Raw genomic sequence first — 22,107 nt, forward strand, 5'->3', positions numbered from 1 at the left:
AACCACACGCAGGCGCCGGGAACACTTATCAGGCTCCCGGGTGCCGACGGCGTATGGGCGACCTCGACTACCGGCCCTTCCCGGAGAAGCGCGACGACGAGTTCAGCGCGTTCATGCGGTACGCCTTCTCTCCCGAGCAGGGGCCGTACGACCCCGAGGCCGACGACGACGACCGCGAGCACCTCGCCGAGTACCGGGGGCTGTTCGACGGCGAGGAGGCGGTCGCGGTGTGCGGCCACCACGACTTCACGCTCCGGATCCGCGGGCGCGACCGCGACGCCGCCGGCCTCTCCGCGGTCGCCTCCCCGCCGGAACACCGGCGCCAGGGCCACATCGAGCGGCTCCTCCGCGAGTCGCTGACGGAGTACCGGGAAGACGAGATTCGGTACTCCGTGCTGTGGCCGTTCGAACACCCCTTCTACCGCCGGTACGGGTGGGGGACGGTGAGTCGATATCGGTGGGTGAAGACGCCGCCGGAACAGTTGGCGTTCGCGGCCGACGCGACTGACAGAGGTGACGAAACGGGGAAATTCCGGCGGCTCGACGAGGGCGACTACGAGGCGGCGGCAGACCTCCTCGCCGCGACCGCGGACCGGTACGACTTCACGATGGCGCGGACGGCGGCGTGGTGGCGCGAGAACACCCTCCGCGGGTGGCAGACCGATCCCTTCGTCTACGGCCTCGGACGGGACGACGACCTCCGCGCGCTGCTGTCGTACACGTTCACCGAGCGCGACGACGGCGACGGGAAGGCGATGGTCGTCTCCGACGCCGCCGTCGCCGACCCGTTCGCGTGGGACGAGGTGTTCCGCTTCTGTCGGGACCACGACTCGCAGGTCGAGCGCGTCCGGCTCCGCCTCCCCGCGGACGTGAGCCTCCTCGACCGCGTCGACGACCCGCGGGCGGTGACCGAGGAGGTTCGCGCCGGACCGATGTTCCGGCTCGTCGATGTCCCTGCGGCGCTGCGAGAGCTGGCCCCCGACCCGGATCTCGACGCCGAGTTCACGCTCGCGGTCGACGACCCGCTCGTCGGCTGGCACGACCGACCGATCCGGGTGACAGTCGCCGGCGGCGAGGTCGACGCCGAGCGGGTCGACGCCGGCGGAGACCCCGGAAGCCCGGACGACGCCGACGTAGCGGCGGGAATCGGCCCGCTCTCGCAGCTGTACGCCGGGTACCGCGGCGTCGACGACCTCCGGGCGCACGGCGCGCTGGACGTCGGCGACGGCGCTTTCGGCGAGGGGCTCGCCGCCGACCTCGGCGCACTCTTCCCGCCGCGGCCGACGTTCCTGCGCGAGGCCTTCTGACCGGCGGCGGTGCGGCCGGTCTGGGCCGGGCGCGACCGCTGCCGGGCTTTTTATCCGCGCGCGCCGTAGCAGGTGGCATGAGTTCCCGCGACCGACGCGACGACGACCTCGAGGAGCGGCTCGACGAGCTCGAGGACGTGCTGGGCGAGCTCCGGGCCGACCTCCGGGAGAGCGAGCGCGACCGCCGGGGTCCCCCGCGGCCGCCGCGGCTCTCGGAGCTAGTGCGGTTCACCGAGCAGTACACCATCCCGACGGTCATCGCGCTGCTGGAGACGACGATCAAGTCGCTCGAACTGCTCCGGGGGACGCTCCGGCTCGCGGACCCGGGGCGGAGCGTCGCCGAGGGCGCAGAGGGGGCGGGCGACCGCCTCGCGGACGTGCGCGACGGCGCGACTGCCGGGCTCTCGCGCTCCCTCTCGGAGCTCCGGACCGCGCTCTCGGAGGCCGACCTCCCCGAGGACGCCGCCTCGCGCTCGATCATCGCCGACGCGCGCGACCTCACCGCGGAGATCGAGTCCCGCATCGACGAGGGGCGCCGCGAGGCGGACGCGGCGCGCGACCGGCGGCTGGGCGGCGACCCCGACGGCGACCGCAACGCGCGGAGCCGAGGGGACGCCGAGGAGCGGTCCGACCGAGGCGACGGCGCGAACCCCGTCCGGATCGACGTGACCGAACCCGGCGAGAGCGACGACGCGGGCGACGAGGCGCCCGGTGAGGGCGATGCGAGCGGTGACGCCGCCGACGAGCCGCCGGAGGTCGACGTGGAGTCCGAGCTGGAGTCGATCAAACAGCAGGTCGACGGCGACGCGGCCGAGACGAGCGGCGATGCGGCCGACGCGAGCGACGACGCGCCCGGAGCGGACGACGAGGACGCGGCCGGCGGAGCGAACTGAGCCGCGGAGTCAAAAGGACGCGCCGAGGCGGTCGGCGACGCGCTCGGCCGAGTCGAGGAGCAGCGCCGCATCGTCGGTGAACACCTCCAGCGCGACCGTCCCGCCGAAGTCGTCGAGCTCGGACGCGACGAGGTCGTAGTCGACCTCGCCGGCCCCGACCGGGAGGTGGGTGTCGCCGCGGCGGCGCACGTCGTGACAGTGGAGGTGCGAGATCCGGTCGCCGTGGCTGCGGAGGAACCGCCTGATCGCCTTGTTGCCGCCCTCCATGTACGCGTGGCCCACGTCGAAGCAGATCGGCGTGTCGGTCTCGCGGGCGAGGTCGCCGAGGACCGAGAGCTGGAGCCCCGCGTGCTGGTGGCCGACGTTCTCGACGACGACCTCGACGCCCGCCTCGCGGCCGACGTCGGCGACGCGCCGGAGCTGGTCGGCCGCGGTCTCGCGGAACGCCACGTCGTCGCGGTCGGCGGAGGTGGCGTGGAGGACCGCCTTCTCCGCGCCGAGGTCGCCGGCCGCGGTCAGGAGCCGGCGCTGGTAGTCGACGATGGCGTCGTTCACCTCGGGGACGTAGCTGGCCAGTCGCTGGCTGTACGGCAGGTGGACGAGCAGGTCGCGGCCGCCGAGCGCGTCCGTCAGGCGGCCGGGGTCGACCTCGTCCGGCACGAGCGTCGGCTCGCCGACGCCGAGTTCGCAGAAGTCGAACCGCGCCGGCGACGCCGCGAGGCGGTCGAGGTCGTCGCCGACCGTCACCCCGATGTCCATGCCGGACGGTGGGTGCGGCGACTTCTTATAAATAGCGTCGGCGGATCAGTCGTCCGCGAGCGGGTTGTCGAGGTCGATGTCGCCGGCGTCGATCTCCGCTTCGACCTCGCGGACCGCGGTCACCATGTTCTCCGTCTTGCCGTACGCGATGTCGCGCGGGAGGAGCTTCAGCCCGCAGTCGGGCGAGATCGTGAGCTTCTCCGGCGGGACGACGCGGAGGCCCTGCCGGATGTTCGCTTTGATCTCCTCGACCGGCTCGACCTCGGCGGTGTGGGCGTCGACGACGCCGAGCGCGAGGTCGGGCTCGAACTCGGGGTCGGTGAACGTCGGGATCTGCTCGAAGTCGCCGTTACACAGCTCCACGTCGAACTCGTCGATCGGGTAGTCGTTGATCTCGGGGTAGATCCGCGAGTAGTCGCCGTAGCAGACGTGGAGGCCGATCCGGACGTCCTCGTCGATGCCCGAGACGATGCGTTCGAGCGCCTCGCCGACGATGGCGTGGTCCTCCGGCGTCGTCGCCAGCGCGGGCTCGTCGATCTGGATGTAGCGCGCGCCCGCCTCGACCAGCTTCTCGACCTCCTCGTTGACGAGGTCCGCGAGGTCGTACACGAGTTCCTCGGTGGAGGGGTACGCCTCGTTGAACGCCCAGAAGCCGAGCGTGTACGGCCCCGTGATCGGGACCTTCACCGGGCGCTCTGCGACGTTCGAGGTGAACTCGAACTCGTCGACGAGCCACGGCTCGTCGTACGCGACCTCCTCGACCACGCTCGGCTTGTCGAAGTAGTTGTGGCCCCACACCTTCACCGGCCCGTTGAACTCGTAGCCGTCGATGCGGTCGGCGAAGAACTCCACCATCTCGTTGCGGCGCATCTCGCCGTCGACGACCGTGTCGAGCCCGGCGCGCTCGTGTTCGTGCGTGATGAGCCGACAGGCGTCGTCGTGCGCCTCCTCGAGGTCGGACTCGTCGAACTTCGAGTCGGGGTCGTCGACGAGCTCGTCGGCGCGGTTGAGCCACTTCGGCTTCGGGTACGAGCCGACGACGGTCGTGAGCAGGAACGCGTCGTTCGGGTGGTCGTCCGGACGGAACTGGTCGCGGTTGGCGGACGGGTTTCGGACCATTAATCGAGCACCTCCGCGGCGTCGGCGAGGGCGTTCAGCTTCGCGCGGTACTTGTTCGTCGGCAGGTAGAACAGCTCGGTGTTCGGCGTGAGGTACGTCCGGTCGAACCCCTCCAGCGGGATCTGCGACTCGAACCACTCGACGCGCTCCGCGATCGTCTCCGGCTCCTCGACCAGCGTGTTCTGCCCGTCGACGAGCCCGAGCGACAGCGAGTCGGTCGAGCCGAACTCCTGGACGTTGTAGACGGTGTCGTCCCGGTCGCCGGCGACGAGGTCAAGCCCGAGCGCGTCCGCGCCCGCCTCGTCGACGAGGTGCGCGTACAGCTTCTCGCCGAGCGCGCCGTAGAACGTCTGGACGACCACGTCGGCGTCGGTCGCGTCGGCGACCGTCGAGATGGCGTCCGTCGCGCCCGCCTCCTCGCCCTCGGCGGGCGGGTTCGTGACGAGCGACGGTTCGAGGAGGAACAGCGTCTCGTGGTCGGGGAACGCCTCGACCTCGCCCGCGAGGAACTCGGCGATGGCGGCCTGGAAATCGGCCTCGTCGCCGCGGTGTTCGTCGGTCGCGAGGTCGGCGAGCGAGTACGGCCCGGGAAGCGTCGCCGCGAGCGACGCGTCGTCGACCCCGTCGGCGTCGGCGAGCAGGTCGGTCGCCTTCTCCAGTTCGCCCGCCACGTCGCCCGAGAAGTCGAGGTCGTCGACGACCCGCGGGTCCCGGTAGAAGTTGTTGTTGTCGTAGTACCGGACGATGCCGCCGGTCTCGACGGCGTCGCTGACGGTCAGCGGGTGCGCGATCATGTCGTCCCAGCGGCCCTGCCCCTCGGAGATCAGGTCGAGGCCGGCGTCCAGCTGGTCGTCGACGTACTCGGCGCGCACCTCGTCGTACGCCGCCACGATCGCCTCGCTCTCGTCGCCGCTCAGGAGGTCCCCCTTCTGGTGGCCCTTCAGGTCCGAGAGCGTCTCTTTCGCCCGGTCCGGGAGCGGATACAGCCCCGGCGTCGCCGCGACACGTTCGGTCATCACCGATCGTTGGATATACCGTCGTATAATATTTGCTAATGCGCGTTATGTTTTGTAGTAATCAGTTGCCGAGCGACCCCGCTACGCCCGACGCAACGCCAGTACCGTGAGCGTCTCGAAGGGGAACGACTCCTCGACGACGACCTCGTGGTCGAACCCGGCCTCCTCGATGAGTGCGAGCACCTCCTCGTACCCGGTGAGCGAGGAGACGAGCAGGAGGACGACCCCGCCCGGCGCGAGGACGCGCCCCACGTCGGCGAGGAACGGTTCGATGAGTTCCCGGCCGGACTCGCCACCCGAGAGCGCGTGTTCCATCCAGTCGCTCCACTCGTTTTCGGGGTCGGTCGGGAGGTACGGCGGGTTGAAACACACCGTGTCGAACGCGTCCGCGCGGAACGGCGAGAGCAGGTCGGCGACGACGGCCCCGACGCCGCGGTCGCGCGCCTGTCGCGCGGCGTGCGGATTGAGGTCGCTGCCGACCACGTCGAGGTCGCGCTCGCTCGCCACCCGCGCGGCGACCCAGCCCGACCCCGTTCCGACCTCCAGCACGCGGCCGCGCGCCTCCGCGACCGCCGCCTCCGCGAGCAGGCCGGAGTCCTCGGCCGGCTGGTAGACGACGGCGTCGTCGAGACCCCGGCGCGCCGCGAGGTCGCCCTCGCTCGCGTCGTCGGTCATCGGTCGGCCTCCCCGGCGTCGCCGTCGGTCGCTTCGCCGGCGTCGTCGGCGTCGACATCGGCGCCGTTCGGGTCGGCGGAGCCGGGCCGCGTCGCCGCCCGGCCCTCGACCGCCGCGTCCAACTGCGGCCCGGAGGCGCCCTCGGCGCGAGCGGAGAGCGTCTGCTGCGGGAACGGGATGACGATCCCCTCGTCCTCGAGCGCGCCCTTCATCGCGTTCATCGCGGCGGTCCGGGTCCGCCAGCGCTTCCGCATGCTCGGGTTGCGGATCCAGTAGCGCAGGCCGAGGACGACCGCGGAGTCGTCGAAGCGCTTCGTCACGGCGTTCGGCTCGGGCATCTCGGCGACGTCCTCGACGCCCGCGACCGCCTCCTCGACGACCGCGACCGCGCGCTCGACGTCGGTGTCGTAGTCGACGCCGACCTCGACCTCCACCCGGAGCCGGTTCCGCCGCGATCGGTCGACGATCGACCCCGACCGGACCTCGTCGTTCGGCATCGTGATCACCTCGCCGTCGAACGACCGGAGCCGTGTGCTCATGATCGATATCTCGGTGACGGTCCCCTCGTGGTCGCCGATCTCGACCCAGTCGCCGACCTCGAACGGCCGGGAGAACATCAGCACGAACCCGGCCAGTATCGCCCCGAGCGTCTGGCGGGCCGCCATGCCGACCACGATGCCGAGGAACCCCGCGCCGACGAGGAGGCTGCCGACGTTGTCGGTGAACAGCCCCACCACCGCGAGGACCGCCGACGTGTAGACGGTCAGCTGCGTGATTCGCAGGATCACCTCCTGCTGGTGTTGCGAGATCGACGCGCTCTCCGCACCGATCTCGCGGATGACGCCCCCGAGGAAGTCGGTGAGCGCGTACGCGATAGCCAAGAGGATCACGCTGAGGACGACGTTCGACACCTGATCGGCGCTGAGCGCCGACTGCGCCGTCTCGAAGAGCGCGCCGCTCCGGTCCCACACCGCGATCAGCGTGATCGCCCCCGCGGCGGTGGCGACGCCGACCCCCGCCGACAGCAGGAGCCGCTGGGTGGAGGAGAGGTCTCGGTCGCCGTGGCGCAGCCGTCGCGTGAGGTACCGGACGATCAGCACGGCGGCGACGATACCCGCGGAGGCGGCGAACCGCTCCGCGTTGCCCGTGAGCGCGCGCTGAACCGCCGCCACGAGGCCGATCCACCCGGTCATGTCACGCCCCCGTGGGCGAGCCGCGCTCGCGGGCCAGCTCCGCCAGCGCGGCGAACGCCGCCGGGTCCAGCTTCCCCGGGCGACTGCGCAACAGCTCCTCGTCGGCCGCGTCGACGACGGCCTCCGGCTCGTCGAGCCCGGAGATGTGCGCCGTGTTCCGCACCGCGTTCCGCACCGTCTTGCGCCGCTGGGTGAACAGCGCCTTCACGAACCGGAGGAAGAACGCCTCGTCGCCGACGACGTAGTCGGGGTCCCGCGGCGCACAGCGCACGACGGCGCTCTCGACGGCCGGCTGCGGGTCGAACGCCTCCTTCGGGACGCGCTCGACGATCTCTACGTCGGCGTAGTGCTGCGCCGACACCGAGAGGCGGCCGTACTCGGACTCGCCCGCCGACGCCACCATCCGGTCGGCGAACTCCGCCTGGAACATCAACACGAGCGGCTTCTTCTCGGGGAGCAGGCGGAAGGCGATCTCCGAGGAGACGCCGTACGGGAGGTTGGCGACGCAGGCCGAGAACGGCGGGAGGTCGACGTCGAGCGCGTCGCCCTCGACCACGTCGAGGAGGCCGTCGGCGACGGCGGCGGCGAACTCCTCGCGGAGGAAGTCGGCGAACGCCCCGTCGCGCTCGATCACGGTGACGCGGCCGGAGTCCGCGGTCCCGTCGGCCGTCGCCGCCGCCAGCAGGCGGTCCGTGAGCGCGCCCGCGCCGCCGCCGATCTCGAGGAGGTGACTCCCGTCGGCGTCGGCCGGGAGGTAGCCGGGGATCCGGTCGAGGACCCGGTCGTCGACGAGGAAGTGCTGGTCGCGGTCGGGGTCCGCCCGCGCGCCGGCCCGCCGCGCGAGCGCGTCGGGATCGCGGCTCCCGTAGCCGGCGGCTTCACCCGTCGGTGAATCGGTCATGGCCGGGATACACGCGGTGTTCGGGTAAAAGTCTCGTTCCGGGGGCGTCGCGGCGGCGGATCGCGGCGACTCCCGGTCGTGCCCACGGTCGCGGGGGGCACGGGCCGCCCGTCGCTCACTCCTCGCGGCCGACGAACGTCCGGTACTTCAGGTCGTCCTCGCGGATCTCCTCGACGATCCGTTCGAGGATCACCTCTCGGGGACGGTGGAGCCCGGAGATGCGCTCCTCGACGTCGGCGAAGCTCTCGAACGGCCCGCGCTTCCGCTCGTCGAGCAGGTCGTTCCGCAGCTTCTTGCCGATCCCCGGCAGCAGATTCAGCTGGTGGAGCCGGAGGGTGATCGGGCCCGCCTCGTTGTAGAAGTCGACGAACCGCTCCTCGTCGGCCTCGACGATCGCCTCGGCCGCGTACTCGATCTCCGCGGCCGCGTTCCGGGTGAGGCCGTCGAAGGAGACCTCTCGGTAGCGGCCGACGTTGGGCCCGTCCAGCCCGAGCCGGTCGCCGACGGAGACGTCCGCGTCGGCGGCGAGCATCAGCTCGTACAGCGCGAACGAGTCGTCGCCGAGCCCGTACGCCACCGGCGACTTGCGGGACTGCGGGCGGTCGTCGTCGGGACGCCCGTTCGGCAGCACGTCGAGGAGGACGGCGGTCGGTCCGTCCCCGCCGTCGCCGGCGGCGTCTTCGTCCGGCGTCTCCCCGGCGTCCGCGGCGGCGTCGCCGCCCGTTCGGTCGTCCTCCGGCGTCCCGTCGCCGTCGGCGTTGTCCATGTATCGTTTAACGCTCCGAGCGGTGAAAAAACCGCTGCCGGGGCCGCGGCGACGGCGGCCGCCGCCGGGCGGATTCAATAGCGTCGAGTGACACGTGATACCATGGCAGAACCGGAGCCGGCGGCGGTGATGCGACTCGTCGAGGCGTTCCCGGGGGCGACCGCCGGGGCGGGCGGAACGGATCGCGGCGGAGCGAGCGGAGCGGAGGACGCGGCACGGGTCGACGAGCTCCTCGACGGCGCGTACGGCGCGCTGACGCGGGACTGGTACCCCGAGCTCCGCCGCCGAGCCGCGGCGCACGCGGACGGCGACTGCCTCCGCGAGCGCGTGCTCGAACACGTCGAGGCGGTGCCGTCGTTCCGTCTCTCCGACGGGCCGACGCCCCTGACGGAGCGGCGAGAGGCGCTCGCGGAGGCGGCGGCGCTGCGCGACGAGGTCCGCGAGATAGCGGAGTGGTACGGCACGCTCCGGACGCGGCTGGAAGGGGACCGAGCGTCGCTGACGCGCGGCGAGCGGCTGCTCCACGACTTCGGATACGCGCTCGCGCACGTCCTGTTCCTCGGCGCGTCGTCGCCGAGCGCGGTCGTCCGGCGACTCCGGCTGGCGTACCGCTCCGTCGGCGTGCGGGTCGACGAGACCGCGTCCGAGGCGGGCATCGAGGAGACGACGTTCACCTGCCCGTACCGGAGCGTCGCCGCCGGGACGTGCGGCGACCGGTGGGTCTGTCACGAGAAGCTGGACCGCGTCGACGACGGGTACGTGTCGTACCTGGCCGAGCGGGGGATCGCCTACCAGCGGCCGCGGGGCTGTACGGACTCGGAGCGGTGTCGCTCGACGGTCGCGCGCGACGGGCCGGCGCGGTGGTGGCCGAAGACCCCGCCGGCGGCCGTCGGCGTCGACTCGTGACCCGGGACCGTGACGGCGACTCCGTGGTGGCCGGCGATCCGGAAACGGATCCGCGTCGACTGCGTCGGATCCGCCGCGGCTACGACGCGTGGGCGCGGGTCTACGACTGGTTCGCGCGAGCTACGGCGTCCGTCGGCGGCGTCCGGGCCGCCTGCGTCCGCGCGCTCGACCTCGCCCCCGGCGACACGGTCGTCGAGTTCGGCTGCGGGCCGGGAGTGAACCTCCCCGCGCTCCGCGACGCGGTGGGGCCGAGCGGGCGCGTCGTCGGCGTCGACGTCTCGCCGCGGATGCTCGACCGCGCGGCCGGGCTCGTCGAGCGGCACGACTGGGGGAACGTCTCGCTCGTCGAGGGCGACGCCGAGCGCCCGCCCGTCGCGGCCGCCGACGGCGTCCTCGCGACGTTCGTCACGTCGCTGTTCGCCGACCCGTACCGGGTCGTGAGCCGCTGGTGCGACCTCGCGGACGCCGTCGTCGTCGCGGCGTTTGTCCCGGAGGGGAACGGAGCGGCGAACGCCGCGCTCCGGGCGTTCGTGGCGGTGAACGGTCGCCTCTTCGACGCGCGGGGCGACGACCCGCTCGGCAGGCTCGCGGAGCGCACCGCCGCCGCGCGTCGCGCGCTCGACGACGGCGCCGCGGTCCGGGAGCGCGATCAGCGGCTCTTCGGGACGATCGCCGTTGAGACCGGCCGGAACCGGTGACGCACGGGGGCCGACGACGCGGGGCGGGGGCGGCCGCGCGTGCTCACTCGGAGACCGGGACGGAGACGACCGTCGCGTCGGCGTTCCGGATGACGCGCTCGGTCGTGCTCCCGAGCAGGTCGCCGGCCGCCGCGTCGAGGCCGCGTTTGCCCATCACGACGGCGTCCGCGTCGACGGCGTCGGCGTACGCCGCGATCTCGTGGGCCGGGACGCCGGACTCGACCGCGGTCTCGCTGTCGATGCCGGCGTCCGCGACGGCCGTCGCGACCCGGTCGACCGCCGCTTCCAGCTCGTCGCGGCGCTCGGGGTCGTCGTCGTCGAACTTCTCCGGCTTGCCGGACCGGTCGTACATCGGGATCTCCTCGACGACGCCGAGGACGTGTACCGTCCCGTCGGCCGCCGTGACGTCGATCGCGTCGTCGACCGCGTCGAGGGCGGCGACGCCCTCGCCGGTCGGAACGAGGGTGGTCTGGTACATGCGGCCCGACATACGGGCGGAAATCTGAAAAAACGTGGCGACGGACCCCCACCGGGCCGGAAGAATCTCGCGGTCAGGCGTACTTCGCGACGACGTCGAGGATCTCGTCGAGCTCCTCGCCGTCGAGCGAGTAGCGCTCTTGGGCGAACACCGAGCGGAGCTCCGTGCGGTCCTCCGGGAGTAGGTCGGTGATTTTCACGGCGGTCGGCACGTCGACCTGGTCGAGGTCGGTCAGCTCCTCGACGAGCTCGCGGGACTCGTCGGCGTCGAGGTCCGCGAAGCGGTTGACGTGTTCGATCGCGCGGGCAAGCTCGTAGCGGAGATCGCGGTCCTCGTCGGCCGCGCGCTCGTCTTCGATCTCCACGAGGATCTCCTTCGCCTCGGAGGTGGTGACGTACTCCTCGTCGAGCTTCTCTTTGAAGATCGTCATCTCAGTTCTGCTGCGCCCGCATGTGAGCGGCGGTGACGATGAGCGTCTTCGTCTTGCCGCCGTCCGGAATCTCGACTTTGAACGCCGACCCCTGCTTGCCGATGACGGTGCCCGTCCGGCCGTCGAAGCGCGGGTGGAAGCGCCCCTTGGGGACGCTCGGGTCGATCTTGAGGTGGACCTGCGACCCCTCCTCGAACTCCTGGATCGCTCGCTGCGGCGGGGAGGTGCCGCGGTTGCGGGGCTTGTTCGAGAGCTTGTCGCGAGTCGCCTTCTGCGGCCCATTGGAACTCGGCATGGTCTTGGAACACCTTCCGCTGCCGCCGTTATAAATCGTGCGTTACGGCCCGCGGGGCGTGGAGGTCTCACACGCGCGGATCGGCGGTGCCCCTCACGTTTCGCGTCGTGCGCGGCCGGGACGCACGCGCGCGACTACCCGACGTACCTCCCCCTTCCGAAAGGGCTAATCCCGAGAGTCACTATCATGTTCGTAATGAGTCATCAGCTGCCGGACGTACAGGCCTCGGCCCCCGACGTCACCGTCGGGCTGTCGCAGGTCGGGGTCACCGGCGTGGAGAAGCTCGTGAAGCTGGCGCGCGGCGACAAACGGCCCATCGTCCTCATGGCGGAGTTCGAGGTGTTCGTCGACCTCCCGAGCGGTCGCAAGGGGATCGACATGTCGCGGAACCTCGCGACGGTCGACGAGATCCTCGAAGACATCACCCGCGAGGAGGCGTACCGCGTCGAGGACGTCTGCGGCGACGCCGCCGAGCGACTCCTCGAGAAACACGACTACACCACCACCGCCGAGGTGTCGATGACGGCGGAGCTCGTCACCCGCGAGAACACGCCCGCCTCCGACATCGAGACGCAGAGTACGGCGACGATCGTCGCCAGCGCCGAGGCGACCGAGGACGGCACGCGCGAGGAGATCGGCGCCGAAGTGACGGGGATGACCGTCTGCCCCTGCTCGCAGGGGATGAGCGAGTCGCGGGCCCGCGACAAGCTCGCCGAACTCGGCATCGACGAGGAGACGACCGAGGAGTTCTTGGACGCCGTCCCGCAACCGGGCCACTCCCAGCGCGGCCACGCGACCCTGACGATCACGACCGACGGCCACCCCGACGTCGACCTCCGCGACGTGATCGACGTCGCCCGGGACTCGATGAGCGCGCGCATCTACAACATGGCGAAGCGGCCCGACGAGGACCACATGACCTACGAGGCCCACGCCGACGCGAAGTTCGTCGAGGACTGCGTCCGCGCGCTCGCCGAGGGCACCGTCGAGGAGTTCCCGCACCTCTCGGACGACGCCGTGATCCGCATGAAACAGTCGAACGACGAGTCGATCCACCAGCACAACGCCCACGCCGAACGCGAGGTCAGACTAGGCGACCTGCGCGGCGAACTCGGCCGGTAAGCGTCTCGCACCGCGCGCCGCGTCCCGTCTCGGTGTCAGCTCACCCGAACGTCAGCGGCTCCGCCTCCGCCCACCGCGGCTCGAACTGCTCTTTCACGCTCGTCGCGAAGTCGATGTCCTTGACGTCGATCATCGCGAACGGCTCGTCCGCCGACAGGGGGTGTGGCACCTCGATGCACACCTCGATCTCGTCGAACACGTTGAACGTCCCGTCCACGTTCGGCGACGTCCGGACCTCGAACCCGTCCATGTCGGCGAGTTCGGAGGTGTACCGGCTGCCAACGCTCCGCGGGAGCTCGTCGACCGTCGCCGGCGACAGCAGCACCCGGATCTCCACACCGCGTTCGAGCGCGGACTCCAGCTCGGCGGTGACGCGCTCACCGATCGTGCCGAGGTCGAAGCCAGTCGCCGGCGCGCCCGCGACCACGACCACCCTGCGCTCCGCGGCGGCGATCCGCTCCAAGAGGAGGTCCGTCGCCTCCTCGGCGCCGACCGCCGCGGTCCAGAACTGGCCGTCGACCGGCTCGCCGGCGTCGAGCTCGGCGGAGAGGTCGTCGACCACCGACTCGTACTGCTCGGCCTGCGTCCGCAGCTCCTGTTTCTTCTCGTCGAGCAGGCGGTCCAGCGCGGCGTCGGGCTCGACCGCGACGTACTTCTTCGGTCGGCTGGCGGCCTGACTGCGGACGAGGCTGTGCTGCTCTAAGCTGTTGAGCACGTCGTATATCCGCCCCATCGGGACCTCGCTGGCCCGAGAGAGGTCCTTCGCCGTCGTCGGACCGGTCCGGAGGAGCGCGCGGTACGCCCGGGCCTCGTACTCTGAGAGCCCCAGGTCGCGGAGAGATGCCATACCCGGGGATGCCGCGGCACCCGTATAAACGCGTCGCCCGTTTACGATCCGGACCGACCGATCGGGCGTCCTCGCCGCCACCGGCGCGACGCGGCGATTTTTGCCCGGCGTATCGGCGCGGCTTACGCTAGGGCGTCGCCGACGCGACGCATCAACTCGTCGGGCGTTTCCGCCGGCTCGGAGGTCTCGTCGCCCGCGAGGACGACCGCGGTCCCTTCTGGCACCGTCCGCGGCGCGGGCGCGTCGGCCTCGTGTGCGTTCGGTGCGATCACCTTCTCGTGGTCGGCGACCCGCCACGCGGCGCGGTGGAGGTCGCTCCCGGGTTCGGTCCCGACCGCGATGACGGTCGTGCCGCGCCGGAGCCGGGCGGCGAGGCTCCCGTACGCGGCGACCTGAACGCTCAGGCGCTCGGTCGCGCCGGCGAACGCCTCGGCCGTCTCGCGGGCGACCTCGCGGTAGCGGTCCTCGCCGGTGAGCGCCGCGAGGTCGAGGAGCGCCGTCGCCATCTCGACGTTGGCGTCGAGCGGGCGGAACGACCGGTCGAGCAGTCCCGCCCCCGAGCGCGGCCCGTCGACGAACGACCCCTCGACGTGGAGCCGGTCGATCGCTCGGTCCGCGACCGCGCAGGCCACGTCGGCCCCCTCGCCGCGGACGCCGGCAGCGCGGACGTACGCCCCGACCACGCGGGCGGCGTCCTCCAACAGGTCGGACTCGCCGGCCTCGTCGCTGCCGCGGTAGTGGGTGACCGCGCCGCTGTCGGCGTCGATCAGGTCGCGTTCGAGGCCGTCGAGGATCCGGTCAGCGTACTCGCGGGCCCCCTCGTCGTCGGTGTAGGCGGCCACCGCGAACAGCGCGTCCGCGGCGAGCGCGTTGCCGCCGGCGAACACGGTCAGGTCGCGGCGGGGGTCGTCGAGGTCCGCGCGGTCCTCGGCGGGGGCGGCGTAGTAGGCGCGGCCGAGCCCGGGACCGAGGCTGCCGCCGACGCCGTAGCCGGTCCAGAGGTCGTCGGTGAGGAAGTCCACGGCGTCGAGCGCTGGGTCGAGGTACGCCTCGTCGCCGGTGTAGAGGAAGGCGTTCGCGAACGCGCGGGTCACGGCGGCGTTTGTGTCGAGCGGCTTCTCGTAGGCGACGTCCCCCCAGTCGGACGTCCCCGCGTAGCGGAAGAATCCGCCGTCGACGTCGTCGGTGAGGTGGTCGCGGACCGCGTCGAGCGTCCGGAGCGCGCGGTTCCGGTCCCGCTTCAGCGCGAACTCGACGGTCCGCGGGAGCGGGAACTTCGCGTCTGTCCCCCAGCCGGCGTTCTCGGCGTCGTACTTCGCCTCTAGCTGCCCGGCGAGGTGGCTCTCTATCCCGTCGGTCACGTCGCCGCGGGGCGGCAGGTCGGCGTCGAGCGCCCGGGGGACGCGCCCCGCGTCGCGGCCCTTGTCGGTCCACATCTGTCGGACCGATTCGAGGACCTGCCGCATCCCGTCGACGTCGAGGTAGCCCGCGCCGGTCAGCAGTCTCCCCTCGGGCGTGAGGAAGGCGGTCGTCGGGAACCCGCCCATGTTGTAGCGCTCGCGCACCCGCGGGTGGCGGTCGACGTCGACGCGGAGGGGGACGAACCCCTCGTTGACGTTGGCAGCGATCCGCGGCTCCGCGTAGGTGATCGCGTCCATCTCGTGACAGCCCTCGCACCAGGTGGCCGACAGCGAGAGCAGCACCGGGCGGTCGCGCTCGTCGGCCTCGGCGAACGCCTCGGGGCCCCAGTCGCGCCACTCGACGCGGGTCTCGTCGCTCATACCCGCAGTCGGCCCGGGACGGGGGTAAGCGCTTCGAGAGCGGAACGGCGCGGCCTGAAAGCGCGCGGGGGCGGCCGGGAGGAGGGCCCGGAGATATGAGAACGGCCCGGAGGAGGGCGGGAGGGCGCAGCGTCGGTGTCCACGCGACGCCTCGGCGGTCGGCGAGCGGTCGAGTCGGCGGCGGCGGTCTCAGCGCTTGTGGTCGTGACCGAGCGCGAGCGCGAGGGCGTTCGCGAACAGCAGGGCGACGAACAGCTGCCCGGTGCCGCCGTCGAGGCCCGCGTACAGGAGGGCGGGGTACGCGGCCGGGATGGCGATGGCCGCCCAGAAGGCGGCGGCTTTCACGGTGCCGGTCATCAGCCCGGCGAGCCGTTCGCCGGAGGCGATCTGCGTGGGAGCGGGGGTTGACATGGACACCTCTCCGTAGGAAGGGGGACCACATATAGCCCGACGAGGGTTCGACGAATTTCACCACGTTTCTCGGTCGGTTTGGACGTTTTAAAACCCGCTCAGAGATATTTTAACTGTTTATCGGCTCCGCTAATCCTTTGTTTCGAGATCTGTGCCGAACCGAGGGTTTCGGAGCGTCTGGGCCCGCGGAGCAGTCCGACCGCCGCGAGCCGCCGGTAGTCGACCCCGGTCGCGGTCCGGCGCGCGCCGAGCCGAGCGCCTGCCGCGGTACCAATCGCTTTGTCCGTCGGGGAGCGAGGACCGGTATGACCGAGACCGATCACCGCGACCGGCGCGGCGACTCGAACGGCCGGCGCGGCGGCACCGGAAGCGACCGAGAGCGACCCGCGGCGCGAACCGACGGCGGTCGCCCGGGCGTGGCGGTGGTGGCCTGCGGCGGCACTATCGCCTCGGAACCGGGCGAGGACGGTGCGGCGCCGGAGAAGACCGGCGACGACCTCGTGGCGGCGGTGCCGGCCGTGAGCGACCACGCGCGGGTGACGGCCAGAGAGGTCTGCTCGCGGCCGGGGTTCGACGTCCGGTGGCGCGACGTGCTCGCGACCGCGGCGGCGGCGCGCGAGGCGGTGGGCGAAGGCCCGGACCGGACGGGCGTGAGCGCGGACGAGGCTGCCGACGGCGTCGTCGTCACCCACGGGACGGACACCCTGGCGGACACCGCGTTCGCGCTGGACCTCCTCACGGACCTCGACGCGCCGGTCGTCGTCACCGGCGCGCAGCGGCGGCTCGACGAGCCCTCCAGCGACGTACCGGCGAACCTCGCGCTCGCGGTTCGGGCGGCCGCGGACAGCCGGTTCTCGCGCGGCGTCCACGTCGCGTTCGACGACGAGCTCCACGCCGCCCGCGACGTCGTGAAGGGCCACAGCAACGCGCTGTCGACGATGACTTCGCCGGGCGCGGGTCCGGTCGCGACGTTCACCCGCGCCGCCTCGCGCGTCGTCCGCACCCCCGAGCGCGGCGTCTCGGTCGATCCCCTCGCAGACGCCGTCGAGGGTGCTGAGGGCGTGCCTGAGGTCCCGGTGATCCACTCGGGCACCGGCGTCGGTGCGGGCGCGCTCGAACACGCGCTCGACGCGGGGGTCGGCGGGATCGTCGTCGAGGGGACCGGTCTCGGGAACGTCACCGGGGCGCTCGGAGAGGCGATCGGCGAAGCGGTCGAGTCCGTGCCGGTCGTCGTGGCCGGGCGCCCGCCCGCCGGGCCGACGGAGCCGGTGTACGGGACCGCCGGCGGCGCCGTCACGCTCGCCGACCACGGCGTCACGTTCGCCGGCGACCTCCCGGCCCCGAAGGCGCGCGTCGCGCTCGCGCTCGGCCTCGCCGCCGACCTCGACGCCGAGGGGGTCGAGGCGCTGTTCGCACCGCCGGCGTAGGCCGGCCGGAACGCGTCCCGCGCTCCCGGACCGGCCGCGGACCGGTTGGTTAGACGCGCGTTTGCGTCTACAGGAGGGACTTACGTATCGACAGCGTACCGCGAGGTATGACTGGTCTCACGCGGCGAGCGGCCCTCCACGGCGTCGCCGTCGGAGGCGCCGCCGCGCTCGCGGGGTGTACCGAGGCGGGCGACCCGATCCCGGGCGGAAACGGAACGGACGGCGGCGACGGACGCGACGGCGACGGTAACGCGAGCGACGGCGGGGGCGGCGGCGACGGGGTGACGACGGCGGTTCAGCAGGTCGGCGCGGCCCTCTCCGGGCCGGCGTGGAACCGGAACGAGCGACGCGGGTTCTGCGCGCTGATCACCGAGGAGCACGGCGAGGGCGCGGGGCTGTTCGACGACGCGCCCGAACGGGTCCGCGCGTTCGTCGAGGAGACCGACTTCGCGGCGTCGAGGCTCTGCTACGTCGAGTCCGTCGGGCCGGACACCTGTCACGACGAGATCGCGTTCGGCGGGGTCGCGGTCGAGGACGGGACCCTCGTCGCGAACGCGACGGTTCAGGGGCCGGGGGGCGACGATGTCACCTGCGGCGAGGCGATCACCTACTCGGCCGCGCTGCTCCGGGTCACGAGCGATCCCCTCCCCCGGGCGGCGCGGCTCTCGGTCACCGACGGCTGGGGCGAGACCGGGACGGTGCGCGACGCCGACGGAATCCGCGACCCGGAGGGGCTCGCCGGGGAGATCCGACCCGACCACGGGCCGTCGAACGTCCCCGCCTTGTTCGACTGCGACGCCGAGGGGGCCGAGCGTCACCCACAGCTCTACGAGGGCGGCGTCAACTGGGGCGGCGCGGGCGGGGTCGGCACCGGCGCCGGCGGCGACGGCCCGCTCGCGCTCCGCGTTGTGATCCCCGGCGACGACGCCCCCGGGTCCGATCCGCTCGCGATCGGCCGCGGGACTGCGTTCCGGATCGAACTGACGAACGTCTCCGGTCGCACGGCGTACGTCGGTAGTCGCGGGCAGTACAACCTGGAGATCCTGACCGAGGCGGGCTGGACCGAGCTCCGCGCGACGGAGGGCGACCCCGCCGTCGGCTACGACGACGTGGCGATCGGCGTCCCGCCCGGGGGGACGCTGACGTGGGAGTTCGAGATGAGCGAGTCCGGGCTCGTCGGGGACGGGCCGCAGGCGGACGCGTTCCGGGTCTGTCCGGACCTCGTTCCCGGCCGCTATCGGTTCGTCTTCTTCGGCGCCGACGACCTCGCCGTCGCGTTCGACTACGAGGACTGACGCGGCGGCCCGGCGTCAAACCGCGGCGTCTCAGCCGCGGACCTCGATGAGGAGGTCAGTCTCGGGCGACTCGCCCATCCGGTCCCGCACGCGGTCCCACGAGAGGTCCGTGCGCGCGGTCACCGACTCGGTGGCGACCGCGCCGCAGGCGTTGCCGACCAGGATCGGGACCTGGTAGTCGCGCGGGTCGTGCGAGAACCCGTCGCCGGTGATCTCCGGCTCGCGCAGCGCGGCCGCGAGGAACCCGGCCGCGAAGGCGTCGCCGGCGCCGGTCGTGTCGACCGGGTCGACGTCGAACCCGGGGTGCGAGACGCTGCCGTGCGGCGTCCGCACCGTCGCGCCTTCGTCGCCGAGCTTGATCGCGACGACGCGGTCCTCCGGCTCCCACGGATCGACGTCCGTGGCCGCCGCGAGCGCGTCGGCCTCCCGGTCGTTCACGAAGAGCACGTCGCTCGCGTGGAGCGCGGCGTCGAACTCCCGGTCCGCGACGCGGCGCCCGGGGTCGAAGCTCCGGGTCGCACCCGCCTCGGCGGCCGCGGTCGCGAGCGCCGCGGCGGTCTCGGGCTGCTGGCCGGTGAGGTGGAGGTGGTCGGCGGCTGCGAGCGTGTCGCGGTCGAGCCCGGCCGCGGAGAACGACTCGTTCGCGCCGTCGTTCGCGAGCATGAGCAGCTCGCCACCGCCGTCGACGATGACGTACTTCACCGAGGTCGGCTCGGCGGCGTCGACGAGTACCTGACCGGGATCGACGCCGGCGCTGGCGAGCTCGCGCAGCGCCAGCGCGCCCGACTCGTCACCGCCGACGCTGCCGTAGACGACCGACTGGCCGCCGAGGTCGACGAGCCCAACCGCGACGTTCGCGGCGCTACCGCCGCCGGACTGTTCGAGCCGGTCGATCCGCGTCTCGCCGTCGGGCTCGGGGAGGCGGTCGACGTGGATCGTCACGTCCCAGTTGATGTGGCCCGCCGAGACGACCTTCGGGACGCGGTCGGCGTCGTCGGGGTTCAGGTCGGGGTCGCGGTCGACCGACGGGTCGACCCCGTCGCCGGCGGGGGGCGCACCGCCGTCGGCAGCCTCGTTCCCCGCGGCGTCGTTCCCCGCGCCGTCGTCAGCTGCCCCGTCGGTCGCGGTGCCGCCGTCGCCGTCCCCTCGATCCTCGGAACCTTCGCCCTCCCACTCGTCGACCTCGCGGCCCCACGCCGCGACCGTCTCGTCCCAGTCGTCGACGCCCTCGCCGTCGCCAGGTTCGGACACGATGTCGTCGTCGCCCGCGCCGTCGCGTCCGCTCATGGTTCCGCCCACGGCTCGGCTGCGCCCTCGCCGAACAGCTCCCGCATCAGCGTCACGATGCTCTCGGGCGGGAACTGCCCCTGCTCGGTGACGATCGCGTCCATGTACCGCGGCGGCGTCACGTCGAACGCTGGGTTCTCGACCGCGATCTCACCGATCTCCCCGCGGGTCTCGGCGTCGATGACCTCGCTCTCGTCCCGCATCTCGATCTCGACGGTGTGGCCCGTCAGCGTCTCCGGGTGGAGCTTGATCGTCTGTGCCGCGGTCATGATCGGGACGCCGCGCTCGCGGGCGTTGACCGCGAGCCCCGAGGTGCCGATCTTGTTGATGACGCCGCCGTCGGCGGCGATCGAGTCCGCGCCGACGACGACGTGGTCGACCTCGTCGAGGTACCGCCGCGCCGCGGAGTCGACGATGAGCGTGACGGGGACGCCCGCGTCGCGGAGCTGTTCGGCGGTGATGTGGCCCTGCTGGCGCGGGCGCGTCTCCTTGACGACCGCCGAGATCGACTTCCCCTGCTCGACGGCCGCCTCGATGCACGCGAGCGCGTCGGTGGAGTGGCAGTGGGTCATCACCGTGTCGCCGTCGGCGAGGCGGTTCGCGCCGACCCGCCCGAGGTCCTCCTGCGCGCGGTCGAGCTGGCGGACGAACGCCTCGCTCGCGTCGGCGACGCTCAGGCGGAGTCGGTCGACCGAGTCGCCCTCCATCCGCTGGAGGACGTATCGGAGCGCGTTGGGCAGCGACACCGCGGTCGGGCGCGTCTCGCGGAGCGTGCGGGCCGCGGCGCGCATCGACGCGCGGAACGCCGCGGGGTCGCTCGCGGTCGCGTCCGCCGCGGCCGCCGCCTCCGCCTGCTCGGCGAGGGCCTCGGCGGCCGCGGAGGCGATGGTCGCCGCGCCGCGGATCTCCATCGTCGCGATCGACTCGGCGGTCTCACGGACCGCCGGCGCCGGCTCCGTGTCTGTCATACCGATCCGGTAGCCGCCCGTGTATTTATAAAACCGGCCGACTGCCGGCGCCGCCGCCCCTACTCCGCGTCCGGCTGCTGGCCGTAGCTCTCGAACCGCTCCTCGACGGTCGCCATCTGCTCGTCGGTGAGGACGTGCGGCTCGCCGACCGCGGACGCGCGCAGGTAGAGCCGGCAGATGTCCTCGACGTGGCGGGTGTTCTCGACCGCCGTCTCCACGTCCGGGCCGGTGACGACGAGCCCGTGGTTCGCTAAGATTGCGGCGTCGGAGTCCGCCTCGGCCATCGCGGCGACGACGTTCGCGGCCAGCTCCTCGGTCCCGTACGGCGCGTAGTCGGCCAGCGGCACCTCACGGCCGACCGCGGCGATCATGTAGTGGACCGGCGGGAGCTTCCGGCCGAGCGTCGCCATCGTCGTCGCCCACGGCGAGTGGGTGTGGACGATCGCGCCCGGCCGGTCGTGCCCGTAGATGCCCGTGTGCATCGGCACTTCGCTCGACGGCGCCATGCGCCCGGCGAGCCGCTCACCGTCCAGCGACACCACGGGCACGTCCCCCGCGTCGAAGGAGTCGTAGGGGACGCCGGTGGGCGTGACCGCCACCGCGTCGCCGTCGCGGACGCTCAGGTTCCCGGTCCGGCCGGGCGTCAGATCGGCGAGCACCGGCGCGTACTCGACGACCGCGTCACGCGCCTCGCGCAGGAGGTCGGGGTTCGCTCCCGGCTCGGGGTCTCCCCCGGCGTCATCGCGGGTCACGCCGCCACCTCCGTCAAGTCGGTGAGCGCGTCGAGCCGACGGTCGGGGCGCTGCCGCGCCGAGAGGTCCGCCTCGGCGGGCGCGTCGCCGTCGGCGACGAAGAGGGCGGTGTCGAGACCGACCGCGTTCGCGCCGGCGACGTCCGTCTCGGGGTTGTCGCCGACCGCCAGCGCCTCGCTCGGCCGGCGGTCTAGCTCGGCGAGCGCGGTCGTGAACGGGAGCGCGCTCGGCTTCTCGCGGCCGACCTCCTCGGAGGTGACGAGCAAGTCGATCCGGTCGTCGACCCCGAGCGCCGTGAGCTTGCGCAGCTGGATCCGCGTCGTGAGGTTGGTCACGACCGCGACGTCGATCCCGGCCGCGTCGAGCGCGTCGAAGGCCGGTTCGACGCCGTCGCAGGGCGACATCTCCGCGAGGAATCCGTCCCAGTAGGCGTCGCCGGCCGCCAGCGCGGCCGCGACGTCCGGCTCGCCGGAGCGACGGTACAGCCCGCGCTTGAAGTAGACGTGCCGGTCGTGGCAGGCGGCGGTGGTTCGCGTCTCGCGTTTCGCCTCCCGTCGACCGGTCGCGTAGAGGTCGTCAAACGCCGCGCGGTCGAGCTCGTACCCGCGCTCGCGGAGGGCGTCGAGCGCGGCCCGCTTGCCCGCCTCGTTACAGGGGGCGTACGGGTACAGCGTGTTGTCGAGGTCGAAGAGGACCGCCTCGTAGCTCATGGGCGGACTCGACGCGGCACCGACTTAACTGTGATTCGACGCGGCGACACCGCGCGGTCGAGAAGGGGAGA

General features: G+C 72.5%; 24 protein-coding genes. 7 read left to right on the top strand and 17 right to left on the bottom strand.

Features of this window, described 5'->3' with window-relative positions; genetic code table 11:
• The first annotated feature begins 53 nt into the window (after window positions 1-53).
• Window positions 54-1,307, top strand: coding sequence for a GNAT family N-acetyltransferase (locus EO776_RS12475; protein ID WP_094521015.1), 1,254 nt, complete (start codon window positions 54-56; stop codon window positions 1,305-1,307).
• 77 nt (window positions 1,308-1,384) lie between these two features.
• Window positions 1,385-2,200: a DUF7547 family protein gene (locus tag EO776_RS12480; protein WP_089308299.1), complete on the top strand. Its 816-nt coding sequence runs from the start codon at window positions 1,385-1,387 to the stop codon at window positions 2,198-2,200.
• Window positions 2,201-2,209: 9 nt separating this feature from the next.
• Here EO776_RS12480 and EO776_RS12485 read toward each other — a convergent pair whose 3' ends face one another.
• From EO776_RS12485 to EO776_RS12515, 7 genes are all read right to left on the bottom strand, one after another.
• Window positions 2,210-2,959 (bottom strand): sugar phosphate isomerase/epimerase family protein, encoded by a 750-nt coding sequence (locus tag EO776_RS12485; protein ID WP_089308300.1) that lies wholly within the window; start codon window positions 2,957-2,959, stop codon window positions 2,210-2,212.
• A 45-nt stretch (window positions 2,960-3,004) separates the two neighbouring features.
• Entirely contained in the window at window positions 3,005-4,078 is a 1,074-nt protein-coding gene (locus tag EO776_RS12490) for a methionine synthase (RefSeq protein WP_086215646.1), read from the bottom strand.
• Window positions 4,078-5,094, bottom strand: a complete 1,017-nt coding sequence (locus EO776_RS12495; protein WP_089308301.1) for a 5-methyltetrahydropteroyltriglutamate--homocysteine methyltransferase — start codon at window positions 5,092-5,094, stop codon at window positions 4,078-4,080. Before EO776_RS12495 ends, EO776_RS12490 begins: the two co-directional genes overlap by 1 nt.
• A gap of 81 nt (window positions 5,095-5,175) precedes the next feature.
• Window positions 5,176-5,769 carry a HemK2/MTQ2 family protein methyltransferase gene (locus EO776_RS12500; protein ID WP_049930429.1) on the bottom strand — a complete coding sequence of 198 codons (594 nt, stop codon included), beginning with the start codon at window positions 5,767-5,769 and terminating at the stop codon, window positions 5,176-5,178.
• Window positions 5,766-6,962 (bottom strand): mechanosensitive ion channel family protein, encoded by a 1,197-nt coding sequence (locus EO776_RS12505; protein WP_049930427.1) that lies wholly within the window; start codon window positions 6,960-6,962, stop codon window positions 5,766-5,768. The genes EO776_RS12500 and EO776_RS12505 overlap by 4 nt, the downstream gene beginning before the upstream one ends.
• 1 nt (window position 6,963) lies before the next feature.
• Window positions 6,964-7,863: a 16S ribosomal RNA methyltransferase A gene (locus tag EO776_RS12510; protein ID WP_086220330.1), complete on the bottom strand. Its 900-nt coding sequence runs from the start codon at window positions 7,861-7,863 to the stop codon at window positions 6,964-6,966.
• Between the two features lie 115 nt (window positions 7,864-7,978).
• A complete protein-coding gene (locus tag EO776_RS12515; protein WP_086215641.1) occupies window positions 7,979-8,629 on the bottom strand; it encodes a DUF655 domain-containing protein in 651 nt (216 codons plus the stop codon).
• A gap of 102 nt (window positions 8,630-8,731) precedes the next feature.
• Between EO776_RS12515 and EO776_RS12520 the strand changes: the two genes are divergently transcribed.
• Both EO776_RS12520 and EO776_RS12525 read left to right on the top strand, forming a co-directional pair.
• Window positions 8,732-9,535, top strand: a complete 804-nt coding sequence (locus EO776_RS12520) for a hypothetical protein (protein ID WP_094521016.1) — start codon at window positions 8,732-8,734, stop codon at window positions 9,533-9,535.
• The gene (locus EO776_RS12525) at window positions 9,493-10,233 is read left to right on the top strand and encodes a class I SAM-dependent methyltransferase (protein WP_049930684.1); all 741 of its coding nucleotides are present in this window, start codon (window positions 9,493-9,495) and stop codon (window positions 10,231-10,233) included. Before EO776_RS12520 ends, EO776_RS12525 begins: the two co-directional genes overlap by 43 nt.
• A gap of 43 nt (window positions 10,234-10,276) precedes the next feature.
• Here EO776_RS12525 and EO776_RS12530 read toward each other — a convergent pair whose 3' ends face one another.
• From EO776_RS12530 to EO776_RS12540, 3 genes are all read right to left on the bottom strand, one after another.
• Entirely contained in the window at window positions 10,277-10,711 is a 435-nt protein-coding gene (locus tag EO776_RS12530; protein WP_049930422.1) for a universal stress protein, read from the bottom strand.
• 73 nt (window positions 10,712-10,784) lie between these two features.
• Window positions 10,785-11,141 (bottom strand): RNA polymerase Rpb4 family protein, encoded by a 357-nt coding sequence (locus EO776_RS12535; RefSeq protein WP_049930421.1) that lies wholly within the window; start codon window positions 11,139-11,141, stop codon window positions 10,785-10,787.
• A 1-nt stretch (window position 11,142) separates the two neighbouring features.
• Entirely contained in the window at window positions 11,143-11,436 is a 294-nt protein-coding gene (locus EO776_RS12540) for a 50S ribosomal protein L21e (protein WP_049930420.1), read from the bottom strand.
• A 195-nt stretch (window positions 11,437-11,631) separates the two neighbouring features.
• Between EO776_RS12540 and mptA the strand changes: the two genes are divergently transcribed.
• Window positions 11,632-12,558, top strand: a complete 927-nt coding sequence (gene mptA, locus EO776_RS12545) for a GTP cyclohydrolase MptA (protein WP_049930419.1) — start codon at window positions 11,632-11,634, stop codon at window positions 12,556-12,558.
• 40 nt (window positions 12,559-12,598) lie between these two features.
• Here mptA and EO776_RS12550 read toward each other — a convergent pair whose 3' ends face one another.
• The 3 genes from EO776_RS12550 to EO776_RS12560 all read right to left on the bottom strand — a co-directional run bounded on the left by EO776_RS12550 (window position 12,599) and on the right by EO776_RS12560 (window position 15,597).
• On the bottom strand, window positions 12,599-13,405 hold the full coding sequence (locus tag EO776_RS12550) for a TrmB family transcriptional regulator (protein ID WP_049930418.1): 807 nt from the start codon (window positions 13,403-13,405) through the stop codon (window positions 12,599-12,601).
• 122 nt (window positions 13,406-13,527) lie between these two features.
• Window positions 13,528-15,186 (bottom strand): DUF255 domain-containing protein, encoded by a 1,659-nt coding sequence (locus tag EO776_RS12555; protein ID WP_094583348.1) that lies wholly within the window; start codon window positions 15,184-15,186, stop codon window positions 13,528-13,530.
• 189 nt (window positions 15,187-15,375) lie between these two features.
• A complete protein-coding gene (locus EO776_RS12560; RefSeq protein WP_049930415.1) occupies window positions 15,376-15,597 on the bottom strand; it encodes a hypothetical protein in 222 nt (73 codons plus the stop codon).
• A 305-nt stretch (window positions 15,598-15,902) separates the two neighbouring features.
• Between EO776_RS12560 and EO776_RS12565 the strand changes: the two genes are divergently transcribed.
• Both EO776_RS12565 and EO776_RS12570 read left to right on the top strand, forming a co-directional pair.
• Window positions 15,903-17,024 (top strand): asparaginase, encoded by a 1,122-nt coding sequence (locus EO776_RS12565; protein WP_094521061.1) that lies wholly within the window; start codon window positions 15,903-15,905, stop codon window positions 17,022-17,024.
• A 107-nt stretch (window positions 17,025-17,131) separates the two neighbouring features.
• Window positions 17,132-18,319, top strand: coding sequence for a hypothetical protein (locus EO776_RS12570; protein WP_094521062.1), 1,188 nt, complete (start codon window positions 17,132-17,134; stop codon window positions 18,317-18,319).
• 30 nt (window positions 18,320-18,349) lie between these two features.
• On the opposite strand, the gene EO776_RS12575 is transcribed toward EO776_RS12570, so the two are convergent.
• Genes EO776_RS12575 through EO776_RS12590 form a run of 4 tightly spaced genes read right to left on the bottom strand, consistent with a single transcriptional unit; the run spans window position 18,350 to window position 22,036 of the window.
• Window positions 18,350-19,606, bottom strand: coding sequence for a carbohydrate kinase family protein (locus EO776_RS12575; RefSeq protein ID WP_094521063.1), 1,257 nt, complete (start codon window positions 19,604-19,606; stop codon window positions 18,350-18,352).
• Window positions 19,603-20,574 (bottom strand): ribose 1,5-bisphosphate isomerase, encoded by a 972-nt coding sequence (locus EO776_RS12580; protein ID WP_086215819.1) that lies wholly within the window; start codon window positions 20,572-20,574, stop codon window positions 19,603-19,605. The genes EO776_RS12575 and EO776_RS12580 overlap by 4 nt, the downstream gene beginning before the upstream one ends.
• A 59-nt stretch (window positions 20,575-20,633) precedes the next feature.
• Window positions 20,634-21,326 carry a class II aldolase/adducin family protein gene (locus EO776_RS12585; protein ID WP_094521064.1) on the bottom strand — a complete coding sequence of 231 codons (693 nt, stop codon included), beginning with the start codon at window positions 21,324-21,326 and terminating at the stop codon, window positions 20,634-20,636.
• On the bottom strand, window positions 21,323-22,036 hold the full coding sequence (locus EO776_RS12590; RefSeq protein WP_094521065.1) for an HAD family hydrolase: 714 nt from the start codon (window positions 22,034-22,036) through the stop codon (window positions 21,323-21,325). The genes EO776_RS12585 and EO776_RS12590 overlap by 4 nt, the downstream gene beginning before the upstream one ends.
• Between the last annotated feature and the right edge of the window lie 71 nt (window positions 22,037-22,107).

It is taken from the genome of Halorubrum ezzemoulense (assembly GCF_004126515.1).
In the GTDB taxonomy this organism is placed as follows: Archaea; Halobacteriota; Halobacteria; order Halobacteriales; family Haloferacaceae; genus Halorubrum; species Halorubrum ezzemoulense.